At 24.3% G+C, this 14,868-nt stretch carries 10 protein-coding genes and 1 CRISPR repeat array; all 10 genes read right to left on the reverse strand.

Annotated elements, in window-relative coordinates; translation table 11 throughout:
* Nucleotides 1-188: 188 nt before the first annotated feature.
* Nucleotides 189-1,926: a CRISPR direct-repeat array (repeat unit 29 nt; unit sequence ATTTACATATCACATAGTTAATATAAAAG).
* A gap of 190 nt (nucleotides 1,927-2,116) precedes the next feature.
* Nucleotides 2,117-2,380: a CRISPR-associated endonuclease Cas2 gene (gene cas2 / locus EJL03_RS15585; RefSeq protein WP_125154888.1), complete on the reverse strand. Its 264-nt coding sequence runs from the start codon at nucleotides 2,378-2,380 to the stop codon at nucleotides 2,117-2,119.
* Between the two features lie 6 nt (nucleotides 2,381-2,386).
* Nucleotides 2,387-3,367, reverse strand: coding sequence for a type I-B CRISPR-associated endonuclease Cas1b (gene cas1b, locus EJL03_RS15590; protein ID WP_125154889.1), 981 nt, complete (start codon nucleotides 3,365-3,367; stop codon nucleotides 2,387-2,389).
* Nucleotides 3,367-3,885: a CRISPR-associated protein Cas4 gene (cas4, locus tag EJL03_RS15595; RefSeq protein WP_125154890.1), complete on the reverse strand. Its 519-nt coding sequence runs from the start codon at nucleotides 3,883-3,885 to the stop codon at nucleotides 3,367-3,369. The genes cas1b and cas4 overlap by 1 nt, the downstream gene beginning before the upstream one ends.
* Nucleotides 3,886-3,900: 15 nt before the next feature.
* Nucleotides 3,901-6,168, reverse strand: coding sequence for a CRISPR-associated helicase Cas3' (cas3, locus tag EJL03_RS15600; protein ID WP_125154891.1), 2,268 nt, complete (start codon nucleotides 6,166-6,168; stop codon nucleotides 3,901-3,903).
* A 133-nt stretch (nucleotides 6,169-6,301) separates the two neighbouring features.
* Nucleotides 6,302-7,063: a type I-B CRISPR-associated protein Cas5b gene (cas5b, locus tag EJL03_RS15605; protein ID WP_125154892.1), complete on the reverse strand. Its 762-nt coding sequence runs from the start codon at nucleotides 7,061-7,063 to the stop codon at nucleotides 6,302-6,304.
* 8 nt (nucleotides 7,064-7,071) lie between these two features.
* Nucleotides 7,072-7,977, reverse strand: coding sequence for a type I-B CRISPR-associated protein Cas7/Cst2/DevR (gene cas7i / locus EJL03_RS15610; RefSeq protein WP_125154893.1), 906 nt, complete (start codon nucleotides 7,975-7,977; stop codon nucleotides 7,072-7,074).
* Entirely contained in the window at nucleotides 7,970-9,661 is a 1,692-nt protein-coding gene (cas8a1, locus tag EJL03_RS15615) for a type I-B CRISPR-associated protein Cas8b1/Cst1 (RefSeq protein ID WP_125154894.1), read from the reverse strand. Before cas8a1 ends, cas7i begins: the two co-directional genes overlap by 8 nt.
* Nucleotides 9,662-9,664: 3 nt before the next feature.
* Nucleotides 9,665-10,408: a CRISPR-associated endoribonuclease Cas6 gene (gene cas6, locus EJL03_RS15620; protein WP_125154895.1), complete on the reverse strand. Its 744-nt coding sequence runs from the start codon at nucleotides 10,406-10,408 to the stop codon at nucleotides 9,665-9,667.
* Nucleotides 10,409-10,497: 89 nt separating this feature from the next.
* Nucleotides 10,498-11,481 (reverse strand): helix-turn-helix transcriptional regulator, encoded by a 984-nt coding sequence (locus tag EJL03_RS15625; protein WP_125154896.1) that lies wholly within the window; start codon nucleotides 11,479-11,481, stop codon nucleotides 10,498-10,500.
* An 857-nt stretch (nucleotides 11,482-12,338) separates the two neighbouring features.
* On the reverse strand, nucleotides 12,339-14,510 hold the full coding sequence (locus EJL03_RS15630; RefSeq protein ID WP_243108738.1) for an ABC transporter permease: 2,172 nt from the start codon (nucleotides 14,508-14,510) through the stop codon (nucleotides 12,339-12,341).
* Nucleotides 14,511-14,868 lie beyond the last annotated feature (358 nt).

Consider the following 14,868-nt stretch of genomic DNA (forward strand, 5'->3'; position numbering starts at 1 on the left):
ACATTGCCTACTTCTTTAACCTCATTTAGTATTGATTCTTTTAATTCTTTTGTATAACTTCTACCTCTCACAAGTTACCTCCAATTACTTTTCTTCATTATATCTAATGCATAAGCAATTGTCCAAGTGTTTTTAGGGGCTTAAGAGAAAGTAATTCCTAACTCTGTATAAGTAAGCCCTTTATTTAAATTTACATATCACATAGTTAATATAAAAGTCATAATTCCCCTTTGCGATACCTTCTTCTATAATTATTTACATATCACATAGTTAATATAAAAGTAACCAATCCAAAATGAGCATGTTCTGTTAAGAAAATATTTACATATCACATAGTTAATATAAAAGAATATTAGGAATTACAGGAAGAGAAGAAGTACCATGATTTACATATCACATAGTTAATATAAAAGACATAGAGTCAAATGGTTAGAATTTTTTACTCAACACATTTACATATCACATAGTTAATATAAAAGTTGAAAGAAACTATCTATAGTTTCATTCTGTTTGGTTATTTACATATCACATAGTTAATATAAAAGCTCCTAATGTTCGTTTAGAAATTCCAGTTGAAGTTCATTTACATATCACATAGTTAATATAAAAGCGGACTACAATGGGGTCTGTTCGTCGGTCTTTTGACTATTTACATATCACATAGTTAATATAAAAGTTAAAAATAAAGAAATTAAACAAAACGATATGATTAAATTTACATATCACATAGTTAATATAAAAGTTTTGTTAATTTTACTAAGTTGTCTGTTACTTTCCCATTTACATATCACATAGTTAATATAAAAGTTTTAAAACGAGTATCAAACGAAAACCTCAAATTTAAATTTACATATCACATAGTTAATATAAAAGAAGACAAATTCACACAAAAAGAATTGCTACTATTTAAATTTACATATCACATAGTTAATATAAAAGTGAAGTTAAACTAGATTAATACTTATAACCAAACTCAATTTACATATCACATAGTTAATATAAAAGCATATGGGCAGTAGTATAACCTATTATTTCAACTTCATTTACATATCACATAGTTAATATAAAAGATGAAGAAGCTAGATATGAATGGTGTAAGTTCATTATATTTACATATCACATAGTTAATATAAAAGTCTTATCTATCTCATCACCTTTTAGTTTTATACTATAATTTACATATCACATAGTTAATATAAAAGTCTCACCTCCTTTCAGCAATAAATCAATTCTATCTATATTTACATATCACATAGTTAATATAAAAGGTTATAAAGTTAGTGGGCAAGCTATCTATGGAATTTAATTTACATATCACATAGTTAATATAAAAGGATAAAGGCACCACATCTCCAGAGTTTCCAATTAAAATTTACATATCACATAGTTAATATAAAAGTTATTAAATTTCTTACATTTTCAGCTATTGCAAACTTATTTACATATCACATAGTTAATATAAAAGTATTAAACAAAATGCAAAAACAGATATGCCCAGTATGATTTACATATCACATAGTTAATATAAAAGGTTGCAATTGTTAAAAAGTTAAATGAAGGTTCTAAAAATTTACATATCACATAGTTAATATAAAAGTGATAGAAAACAAAGAAATTAATTCTTGCACAATAGTATTTACATATCACATAGTTAATATAAAAGGTTGTATAAGCATGGAAACTGTACAAAACGAAATGCAATTTACATATCACATAGTTAATATAAAAGTTTAAATGAATAAAAGATTTAAGTTAAAACAATTTAAATTTACATATCACATAGTTAATATAAAAGTTTTGAGTCACAGTACGATACACGTGACTGTGAAACATTTACATATCACATAGTTAATATAAAAGAAAGAATCAATACCCTGCTTTATGCCCACCAGAACAAATTTACATATCACATAGTTAATATAAAAGCCTAAAATTTCAAAAGTCTGTAAGCACTGATATTACTGGATTTATATCAATGCTTAGTTTATAATATCTTCCACATTTTGCAGTAAACCTTCAGTAGCGTTTTTAATATTTATTTTTTATTGTGGATAAACCTAGTAATTTCAATAGTTTAACCTTAATTAATTTAAATTTAGGTTTAATGCAAAAATAATTATAAAAATAATTCATTAAAACTCTTTTCTATTCCAACTACATCCTTTTTTATATTTTTACAATTTTTTACTCTATAAACATATACTGAATCAAACTTCTTATCAATTAATTTATTAACATCAGAAAGGCATTTATGTAGCTTTCCTTCTGTTATTTCTCCCTCAAAAACAGAATTTTGAGTCCAAACTAAATATTTTTTAAGTACTTTTCTAACTCTATTAATTCTCTTTTCTTCTATATCATATGTCAATATAACAAACATAAATTATCACCACCAAGCCTTTAATGGTTTATATATATCATCTCCTATAAGATGCTTAATAAGCTTATAACATTCAAGCCTTATAAAGGTTTTATACGAAACTTTTCTATTTAATTTTCTATGTTTTATTGTTGTTCCCATTCTCTTTTCAAACTGCTTTATAAATTTAGCTTTTCCTTCATTATTTAATAAACAAATTTCTTCTTCAATATTAAAATGTTCTAATTTTATCATTCTATTATTTATCATACTAAATATAATAGGATCTATTATAAGAGGTTTAAATATTTCTGCCAAATCAAGACTTAAAGAAAATCTTTTAGTTGAAGGTTCATGTAAATAGCTTATGGTAGGATTTAATTGTGTTTTGTATATTTCACCCAAAACTGTTGTATACATTAAACTATTACCAAATGATATCAAAGCATTAACAGGATCCTTAGGGGGTCTTTTTTCTCTCTTTTCAAATTCAAATCCATTCTTTAATATTAAATTAAAAGCTTCATAATAAATTTTTCTTGCTCTACCCTCCGCTCCCATAAGTTCATCTATAGCATTTGAACTTAATACTTTATTTCTTTCTATTTCAATATTCTCTATAAAAATTTCAGTATTATCATATTTTCTTAAATTTCTTAAAATATGATGTATTCCACTATCTATAAAAGATTTTGCTAGATACATTCTTTTATCATAATAATGATAATGTAATGCTTGATTAACTAATAAAAATCCTGATACATTCTTTTTTCTTGGATAGTAACTTCCAGAATAATACCCATAGTAATTATAAAAATTAAGTATAAGCCCATATTGAGTTAAATAATTTAAAAGTTTTGTATTTAAATCTACTTCACCATATATATGAATTGCATCCACCTGTTCAATTGGGAGTGATCTTTTTACTTCATCACTATTTATAAAATATATAGTATTCTCTTTACGCTTTAGCCTTCCATTACTAAAAATATAATAATCTCTTCCCACTACTCTTCCTCCTTTACGTAACAAAATTCATAATATGAACATTTTTTACAATATGGTAACTTTATTAACTTAGGAGGAACATTAGATTTTTCTATAGTTTTTATATCAATTAATGTATTTTTTATTTCTTCTTCAATTTCTTCTGTTAACTCTATTTTTTCTACCCTTTTTTCTTTAACATAATTAATTTTACCTTTTTTATTAATCCCCATCTGTTTTAAATAAAAAATATAATATAACAACTGCATTTTATCTGGTAATGGCATCTTACTAGTTATTTTTACTTCACTTACATATTCCTTATCTATGATATCTAATTTCAATATATCATCTATTAACATCTCTTTATTTTTACTTCTTTTATATGAATCTTCATGAATAATTTTACCGCTTAAAACTCTATCACTAGTATCTTCCATTGTAATTCCTTTAGAAAATAGCCATAACTTTCTTTTACAAACATAGTAATAATTAATTTTAACTCCCTGTGTTTTAAACTTTTCTAATTCAAATCCCATAATATCACCTTATAATTATAATATTTGTAGATTTTCATCAAAATCATCTATATTTTTAGGTCTTGTTAATCCCCTTTCAAAACTATAATCATATGCTACCACTGCAATCTCATTAAATTTATCTATCTTAACCTGATTTATAACTCTACTTGATTTTTGCGCTCTTTCAAATTCATAGGTAGGTATATCTACTATTAAATTTTTTATTTTATCCTTTTCCAATTGAATTTTAGCTTTTAAACTACTTATATTATGTCTTTTACATTCTATTTCTTTTTTTATAGTTTTAATATTTATTAAAGCTCCTTCTACAAATTCCTTATTATCCTCATAAACACTTTGAGGAATAATTGATTCGTTAAATATATTTCTAAGTCTTGCCTCATTTTTTTCAAGTTCATATTCCTTTATATCTTTAACCCATTTTATAGTTTCATCTATTTTTTTATAATAATTGGCCTTCTGTAAATTTTCTTTAGTATAGACACTCTCTATAATATTCATCTTTTCTTCTTCATCTAATTCTTTATCTTTAAAATTCTTTATAGCACTTTTGGATAGTTTAAATATTTCAATATCAATTATAGAATGTTCACCTGAACCAACCCCTGAAGTTGGCTTGTCTCCTCCTAGATATACAAATACATTACTATCTTTAATATCTAATATTCTACTCCTATATGTTCTTCCCATTCTTTGAAAAAGTCCAGAAACATCTGACAACTCTGTGTATAAAACATCAAAATCTATATCTAAACTTGCCTCGACTACTTGAGTAGTTATCCATATTCCCGTATCCTTACAATTTTTATCTCCAAAGTTTAAAATATCATTTTCTTTTTCTGTTCTATGCTTTTTAATAAATCTACTATGGAATAAATTTATATTTACTTTTGAATCTTCTAATTCACAATTTAGATTATCATAAATCTCTTGAGCTTTCTTTACAGTATTCACTATAATCAAAACTTTTTTATTTTTATAATTTTTTAATATATGTTTTTTATTTATTTGTTCATCAAAACAAGTTACTCTGTGACGAAGTTGAATTTTATTATCTACTTTTTTACAATAGGTAACAGGAGGATTAAATTCTATTTCTTCCTTTTTCATAAAATCTATTATAATCTGTGGCATAGTGGCAGTTACTATACTAAATTTTCCGCCCATATCTGTTATATATTTTAGAGCCATTATAAGATAAGCTATCATATCAGGAGAATACATTTGAATTTCATCTATAATTAACTTTGAATAAGCTAATGTGGCAAGTTTAATTTCATAGCCTTCGTATTTAAAAATAAAATCTATAAGTTGATCTAACGTACATATAGTGAGAGGCATAGAAAATTGCTTAGTTTTATCATAAAAGTCAGTTTCCATATTAATATTACGTTTTAAATATTCTGAATAGCTATCACTATGAAGAAGTGCTACATTTTTAAATCCTATATTATCTTTTACTCTATCATATATTGCATTTATTGAAACTCTAAGGGGTAGTGTGAAAAAACCTTTATTATTGCCTATCCAAAATAAAGAAGCTTCTGTCTTTCCTATGCCTGTAGATGCTATTATAATATTATTTTTATCTTGATTGTGGATCATATACTGTTGAAGTTCGTTAGGTTTAAAACCACCTTTATGTAAATAGTTATATGTTTTATCAAATAAATCTTTATTTTCAACTTCAACATCAATATGACCACTAGCTGCATAATCAAGTTTATTCAAAAGTCCCTTTGTTATAATATAATTTGGATAAACTTTGTCACCACTATCTATTCTTTCCGATAAATATCTTTTATAAGAAGGATATAATTTTTCTGATTTATCCATTTTGTCATACTCAAAATCTTCCCAATATTTTATTAGATCTTCCTTTACTACTAATTTTATAGGATCAAAATTGTCTAATTTTTCTCTATTATGATGATAATAAATACTTTGATATAAAACTCTTAATATATCATCTTCATATTTTTCTTTAAGCTGCTTTTTAGGTAAAAATGCAGGACTTAAGTATCCATGAGGAATTTCCTTTTCATATTCTAAACCATCTTTTAATTTTGCTTCTCCTAATTTTTCATATAATTTATTTTGAAATTTGGTATTTATTTTTCCTGTATCATGATAAATACAGGCAATCTCTAAAATATGCCAATCTAAAAATTTTATATTAGGATATATTTTTTTTATTCTATCTAATCCTTTTAAAAGTAAGTTTGTATGTTCAATAACTGTTTCTCTCGGATTAGTTTTTGCTAGAAATAAATTGCTCAACTTTTAAAACCTCCCCATTTATTTTATCCTATGACTAACAGCTCTAATACTGCATCTTCTTCAAAGTGATAGTAAAGAGCAGGTCACCCCTAGATAGCAATTTCTAAAAAAAGATAGGTCTTTCCCTATCTTTTTAAGCAAAGAAAACTGGATAATTATTTTCATCTTGTAATAACTTTACTTCCTCATTTATTTCATCTCTATTCATAACCCCATGCAAAACTTTTACTTTCTTCCACTGTCTTATACAAACATCTTTTTTTACCTTAACCTTTTCATAACATTTATTTAAATTATAAATCGTAGATTTAGAAACGAATTCACTATTATTAAACATATCTACTGGAATATAAGCGTCATATTCTAGTTTTTTACTCTCATCTTCTGTATCCATTTTTTCAATATCCACTATTTTAACCTCATCAATTCTTGCAATATCTTCTCTCCTACCTAAAGATATATATTCTTTTGGATTTTTTAATCCTTTATATATGATATTTAATAAACTTTCATCTTTAGGTCTTATATGAATTAAAAGATCTACATCTACTAAAAGCTCTGCTGTAGATACTCCCCTTATTGCTCCATAGTACTTTTCTTTTAGTTCTCCTGTTTTCTTATCTATTTCATAAGATTTTAACTTTATATTATGTCTCCCCTTTTCAAAAGAAGCTCCTGCAAATTCATATCTTGTACATAAATCATTAACTTTAGAATAATAATTTCCTTGAATACTTATATCCATATCTTTATAATCTTTAAATCCACAAATAGAATGTATCATACCACTAACTGTAGAATAGGGTGGCAATGGATAGCTTTCTTTAAGTTGAAAGCTAGTAGGCTTTTTATAATTAACTAGATTTTGATATATTTTTAATCTTATAGCTTTCATACTATCACCTACTTAGTTTCATCTTTATAATATCTATTAACTTCTTCTTTTAAAACATTAAAGAACTCGCCCATGTCAATGCATTTCAATTGTGTTTTTATCTCTTCATCATTATTAAAAATTCCCTCTATTAAGCCTGATACTGTGTTTTTCTCTATACTCTCATCTAATTTTAAAACTCCCTTTATAGTATCAACTAATATTCTATTATTTTTAACCTTTAGTTTATTTTCGAAGAAAGGATTTTTAATATCATATACTCCTCCTATAGAAAATATGGGACTTAAATTTTCTCTTCTTCCTTTTATATCTCTATATAAAAACTTTATAGTATCCAATAAAGACTTTATTCTTTGTGATTTTGCTTCATTAGAGATCTCCAAAATATTTCCTTCATCATCTTTTTCATTTTCATCAATTCCAACCTTATCTAAGTCTACAGTAATCGTATAAGCATAATATGATTTGTGAATTTCACTTTGAGCAATATTTCCACCATCTTTAACTTTTTCTCCTTGAGAGTTGTATCTATCCAAAAGTCCCTTGTTTGTTAAAAAATCTAAATCTGCATTAAAGCCTTCAAGAGATACTGCATTAGACAGTCTAACCACTGCTGAACGAGTTTTAGTTGGTTTTTTAGTTTTCATATATCCAAATAAATCTATTTCTCCATAATCCTTAATTGTAGCATCTGGCGCAAACTGCAAAACTGTACCATCCAAGTCTAGTGGAGTCTTGTCTTCTCCCATTTGGTTTATAATATTATATCTAATAGCTTGCCTTGATATGTAAGAGAAACTATCTCCATTTCCTCTTGATATCTTTTTTAAAGATGTAACATTTCCTACCCCTTCTCCATAATTAGCACTTTCTGCTTCAAATATAAAGCTTGCAGTTAATCCTTTTTTATTCATTATTTACAGCCCCCTCTTCATTACTTTCTAATTTAAAATTATCTCCTTGTAATCCTAATAAAAATGCATATCCAATGGTTTGTAACTTAGCTTCATCCTTTAATCCTTCTATAAACTCTGTTGGTATTGGCTTTCTAATATACATATAAGCATTTAATAAAGTATCCATAAATCTATTAGAATTTTTAGTTTTTAGTGCATTTAATAGTCTATAGGTTATTCCATTTATTTTATTATCTGCTTTTTTGTTCTCATAATCTTTTCTTAGGCAAAATCCTAATTTCTGGATCTCATCTATTTTTTTATAATAAACCTTTTTTCCCATAATTCCTCCTAAAAAACTATTATTTATTTTTATTATATTTTTTAAATATGATAATCCTTTAAACTTGTCACCTAATTTCAAGTAGAAAAGTTCACTAATTAAATCAAATGAATTTTTATTATTATATAATCTTTTTATAACTTCTGAATAAAGATTTATATAGCTTCCATCTCCTATTTTTGCATTTTTAGATATCAATAACCTTAAATTTTTCCTATTATTATAGATAATTTTCAATTTGTTTTTAGATATTACATTAAAACTGTAAGGTCTTCTCTCATTATTAGAATCTAATTTAACAATTTGAATGTTATCTATTTCTTTATTTGATCTTTCAAATTCACTTTGTTTCATATTATCCGCAATAGTAAAATATGATTTTTCTTCTAATTCTTGAAAACTAGTATTATTATCTATAGCCGTATTATTAACCTTAACCAAAATATCAATATCAGAATTTTCATTTATGAATATTCCTTTATCCTTTAATATAGTAAATCCAGCTGGTATACACGAATATATAAGATTACAAATAGGACATATAAATGTGTCTCCATAAAAATTCCAAAAGTGCGATGATTTTCTAGACATATCTACACCCATTTTATTAATCCAAGTTAAATCATATGATGCTGGTTTTGATAACTTAGCTATTTTATTTTCACAACTAAAACATGTATGTTTAAACTTTTCTTTATCTTCATGTATATAATTAATACAATCATCAAGAAAATAATTTTTATATTCTTTATACATACTTTTTTTATTATTGCTGCTATTTAAGAAACTTACATCTGACCAAAACTTCGCTATAACATCATAAATTATATTTTTAGCCATAATAATTCTTTTAACTTCTTCTTTTTTTAAATATTGTATAATTCCTTGTAAAAGTTCATTCTGTTCTTCTATCATTGGAACTATGTCCTCTATTGATTGTTTTTTAGTCTTTTTAATCTTTTTTAAATTTTGTTCTTCTTTTAATAAATCTATTTCTTTATTTTCAATGACTTCATATCCGCTTTTATAGCTAGCACTTTTAAGTTTTGTCTTTACATATTCTATTTGTTTATTAAACTTGTCCATATATTTTTCATCTACAGCATCTTTGTTAAAGTTTACTATTTTATCTTCAATACTTACTATCTTGTACCACGAAGTAAATTTTTCATATTTATTTATAAAATAATTAAAATACTTTTCTTCAAAATCTTCTAATAAACTTTCATCGAACTCTATATAATTTGAGTCTTTTTTATAATAGTCATCATTTGCCTCAAATATTTTACATATTCCAACTATACCTGCATTATAAAGCCAATCTGAAAGCTCTAATTTTATATTAGCTATTTTTCTCACCCCCTAATCCATAACTTCTATCATCCCAAATCCTTTACTTCTATGAAAGCCTAACCCTAACATATAAATGTATTTTAAATCCTTTACATTACCCTCTAATTTAAATGTTCCAGCATAGCTATTTACATAATAATATTGTCTTTTTGTATTTTCTCTAAATGAAGTTATATCTTCCTTTACTACTTTTTTTCTCATTTTTATTGGATAAAACTTCAATTCCTCTAAAAGTCCATACCCTCTAAAATTCTCAAGATTTTTATTAACTATGTAATTTAATTCTTTATTAAAATTACTATCTTCTATATTTAAATATTTATTTTCTTTATCTTTTACGCAAATTGGTGATAATGTATTAAATACTTGTTGTCTATTTTGTATTTCTTTATCATTTACTAAATTAATTTTTACTCTATTTATAAAAAATTCCTTATATTTAAAGTTATTAATATTTAGAAGCCCATTATATAGCTTTATCATAAATTCATAGTTTGGAGAACTTATATTAAAAATAACTTTGTCTTTTATAATAAATATATCTTCTTCTTTACTAAAATCTTTTAAATATACAGAAAAGCAAAAGTCCTTTGATTTTTTATTTTTCTTTGTATCTTCATACATATACAAACTTCTAAAATATTCTTCATCGCTTTTCTTTAAAGCTTCTTTTATTAAACTTACAAACATCATGCTATAAGCTATAGGAATTTTCTCTGTTTTATATTCACAACTTAATTTCAATGTTTTCACCTCTCTTTATATATCATAATATCTTATAACCTAAGTTAAAAAATTTGAATAAAATCCGTATATAGGATGTCTTTATAATCTATTATACCTTATAACCCGGACGTATTTTGGTGACAACTACTTTTTTTATAAATTTTTGTCATTTTTTCTATTTCATCCTCTATATTTTCTCTTAAACTTCTAGGTTGTAACACCTCAACACTTTGTCCCATACTTAATATCCAGCTTTTTATCTCCGTAATTCCTTTTAACTTTGCCTTGAAAATTATACCTTTATCTTCTATATCCATTATCTTTTGATTATCTACCCAAATCTTTTCTTTTACAATTTGGGACATGGGATGATTTATCTTAAGTTTTAATTTTATTTCCTCATCCTTAAATATTCCAAAACAATCCCCCATATATTCTTTAAAATTAAAATTATAAGTTTTCTCAAATTTTTCATCTAAAATCTCATAACTTTTTATTCTAGAAATTTTAAACTCCCTAATACTTTGCCTCAGTTCACAATGGCCAACAAAATACATAGCGCCCTTATATTGAAATACAGCATAAGGTCTAATAATTCTTTCTTTTACACCTGTATTTAGTGAATTATATTTTATTTTAATTTTGTTTCTAGTTATGATGGCTGCATTTATATCTGTCCATATTTTTTTCTCTTTTTCATAATTAGAATTAGTTTTTATACTTTTTACAAAATATTTTACATCCGTTATTGATTTATTATTATCTGTTTCATTTAATACTTTAATTTTATCTATAATTAATTCAAAATCTTTATATCCTATAAAGTTATCATATTTCAATTGCTCAAGTGCCATAAGTAGAATTAAGTTTTCTTCTTCTGTAAAATTTAATTCTAATAAATAGTCTTTCTCAACATATTCATATCCACCATATTTGCCTGAGGTATATTTTATGTATATACCCGCTTGTTCTAAATCATTTCTATATCTTCTTACTTGTCTCTCGCTAACTTCTAATTCTCTTGCTATATCATTTATTTTCATTCTGCCTCTACTCTTTAACAAAATTAACATTTTAAACACATTTCCAACTTTACTCATAACCCCACCCCTCTAAATACAAAACTAAAATGATTTATTATATAATTAAAATCATATATATATTAACATAATAACCTATATTATTACTTATTTTACACTATATATTATAAATATAAAAATATGTATACGATAACTATTAAATACATATTTTAAGCTTAAAGATTTATTTAAGGGGGCTATAAAAATGAATTCAATTAAAAAAGTTTAGGAGGGTATTATCAATATTATTAATTCCACTACAAATACTATTTACTACTAATCCACATGCTCAAAAAAGAAATATTAAGGTAGCTAAAGAAATGGAGGATGTTTTAAAATCATTATCTTAACTTGTAAACCTTGGAATTAAAATCAATCTCACTTTTGTCTGTTCATTACTACATTATGTAGACAATTCCTGTGGAGATGATAAGTGGTCCTACGGTGAAGAAGTATCTGGATTTTATCATAGTCTTTATTAATCTATGAAAAATAGAACTGAAAATACAAAATGAGAACCTATCCTAAGCCTTGTATTTCAATAGCTAGGATAGGTTTATAATCTAAATTCACTTAGAAAATATACTTATGGAAATCATAAAGAAATGATTATGGATAAATGAAACTCCTTCTCCTCACTTCAAAGTATTATAAGGCTACCTTTCTTATTCTATTATTAGAATAATCTTTTTCAAGTCGCTACAATATTTAGCAAGCAGTGAGATCTTTAAATTTATTTAGGGTACAATAATCTAAATCTATATATAAATAATCTAAATCTATATATAAATAATCTAATTTTCTTATAATAGTATGATTATACTATATTCTAAAACATAAAAACCAGGTTTAATATAACCTTGTTAATTTTATAAATGTTATAAATCATTTAATGTATTTATAACATTTATTTTATTAACTTTTCTTAAAGGTATAATACTTGATAATAGGGATATTATTATAATAAATAATTCTAGTATACAAAATATAATTATTGAAAATCCTGGTTTCATATTAGGTATAAATTTATATAATAATATGCATACTATACCTGATGTAAATATACCAAATATAGAACTTAAAATACCATAAAATAGTCCCTCAAACATAATAAGCTTTCTTATATGATTTTTATTAAAACCAATTGCCTTAATTGTAGCAAATTCACTCATTCTTAGAACTATATTAGTATTAATAGTATTTATTATATTTAATAGTCCTATAAGAACTATACATGCAATAAAACTATAAGTTAAAATCTTAATAAACTTTATTGAGTCCTTTATATACTTAATTTCTTTATGATAGGATAATAATTTACTATATTTAATTTCCTTTGTTAGGTTTTCTAACTCATTATTTATAAAATCCATATTAAAATTCTCATATACACTAATATCTAAAGTTCTGTAACCATTTATTTTTGTGAAATTTTTAAAATCATCCTGTCCTAGTAATACACTAATTCCAATCATACTAGATTGATATGGTGCTTTATTTAAAATCTCTTTTATTTTAAATTCTTTATCTTCATATTTTACTCTTTGTTCAATATTATCTTTATAAAATCTTCTAAGAGTTATAAAATCTTCTGCTTTTAAATTTGTATTATTCTTAGCATATATATCATTTATTAATATAACTTCATCTTTACCTATTTTTGTTTTTAAATCCTTAGCTATTTCCTTATTATAGCCAATAACATTACAAGGTACTCTATATTCGCCATTATCTATAGTAAGATTATTTTCTGATGGATTTTCTTTTAAATTACTTTTTATAGAATTTTCATTTAATACCGCAGTTTCAGTTGCTGATTGGATTTTTGTAATATGTTTAATACCATGCATGTTATTTATTTTAGATATAAAATTATTATCATAATAATAAGTATTATCAAGTCTATTATCAAAAGTTAACTTAAATTGTCCATTCTTAAAATTTTCAGAAGGATCTTCAATTGCTATGTGATTAAAACAATATATAAATACTGTAAATATCGTTATACTAATACCTAAGGAAAATACTATTAAATATGTTCTTTTTCTCATTCTCCAAATATTTTTATATGCTAACATTCCTTCATTTTTTAATATCTTTTCTATAATAAGGTGCCATTTTCTATGCTTTATTTTATGGTTTCTAGAATATACAAATAAATTTTTAATAGCCCCTATTGGAGATACATTATATGCATATATTGCAGGCATAAATGCAGATACACTAACTGTTACTAATGTTATAATAAATACTAGTAAAATAACATCAATAGGCAATATTAAAGACTTTAAGGTATTATTAAGTATCTTTCCTATGGAAAAATATATAGCCTTTGATAAAAAACATCCTATTAAAATTCCTATAGGAATGGATATTATACAAAGTATTAGACTTTCTTTTAATACTATTGACATTATTTTTTTCTTTCTAAATCCTAAACATCTTAATATACCATAGTCTTTTGTTCTATCTAATATTGACATATTAAATATATTATATATGGTTAATGCTGATGCTATTATAATAACAATTCCAAATACTATACTTAAAATTTTACTATCATTAGAATGTTTTATAACTTGTATCAACCCTTTATTTATGAATATATCATCTTCATTTATATTAAATTTAGTTTGAATATTTCCAATACTTTTTGTAATTTCTTCTACTTTTTTGTGAGAAAATGTTTTTATTAAAATATGATAATCAATAAACTCCTTTGGAAGATCGTCTATATTTTTAATTGATACTATGCCACAGGAAACTCCTTTGAATTTTATACCTGGATTAGTTTTTAATATTCCTACTAACTTAAATTTTTTTGTAAACTTATATTCTTTATATCCATCTGTTTTTAAATTTTTAGGTGAATTAATTAAATCCAATGTTAGATATTGATCCAATTTTTTGGTGATATTCATGTTCTGAAAAAATGATTCATCAACGCATATTTCATTTTTATTTTTAGGAAATCTACCCTTTAGCATTTCTAAACCTATTGACTTTAAAAATGTTTCATCTGACATTTCAACATTTAAAGAAGTTTTCATGTCTTTTGAGGTAAATATACCATATGGTATATGAACAGTTTTATCTTTTAGGTAATTATAACCCTTTAAAGTTTCAGTTTTATCTTTACTTTTAGTGTTTAAATCAGCATAATAATCACCGTATAATTTTTTCCCATTATCTATAGTATTAATTTTTAAATTATAATTTACAAGGCCTATAATAGTTAATAAAATTGAAGTTATTACAATACTCTTAAGCCCCTAAAAACACTTGGACAATTGCTTATGCATTAGATATAATGAAGAAAAGTAATTGGAGGTAACTTGTGAGAGGTAGAAGTTATACAAAAGAATTAAAAGAATCAATACTAAATGAGGTTAAAGAAGTAGGCAATGT

It is taken from the genome of Clostridium rectalis (assembly GCF_900626095.1).
Taxonomy (GTDB): Bacteria; Bacillota; Clostridia; order Clostridiales; family Clostridiaceae; genus Clostridium_AS; species Clostridium_AS rectalis.

Coding starts and splice junctions, on each gene's coding strand:
- cas2 (WP_125154888.1), bottom strand. CDS start 2,380: ATGTTTGTTATATTGACATATGATATAGAAGAAAAGAGAATTAATAGA.
- cas4 (WP_125154890.1), bottom strand. CDS start 3,885: ATGGGATTTGAATTAGAAAAGTTTAAAACACAGGGAGTTAAAATTAAT.
- cas5b (WP_125154892.1), bottom strand. CDS start 7,063: ATGAAAGCTATAAGATTAAAAATATATCAAAATCTAGTTAATTATAAA.
- cas7i (WP_125154893.1), bottom strand. CDS start 7,977: ATGAATAAAAAAGGATTAACTGCAAGCTTTATATTTGAAGCAGAAAGT.
- EJL03_RS15625 (WP_125154896.1), bottom strand. CDS start 11,481: ATGAGTAAAGTTGGAAATGTGTTTAAAATGTTAATTTTGTTAAAGAGT.
- EJL03_RS15630 (WP_243108738.1), bottom strand. CDS start 14,510: ATGAAAACTTCTTTAAATGTTGAAATGTCAGATGAAACATTTTTAAAG.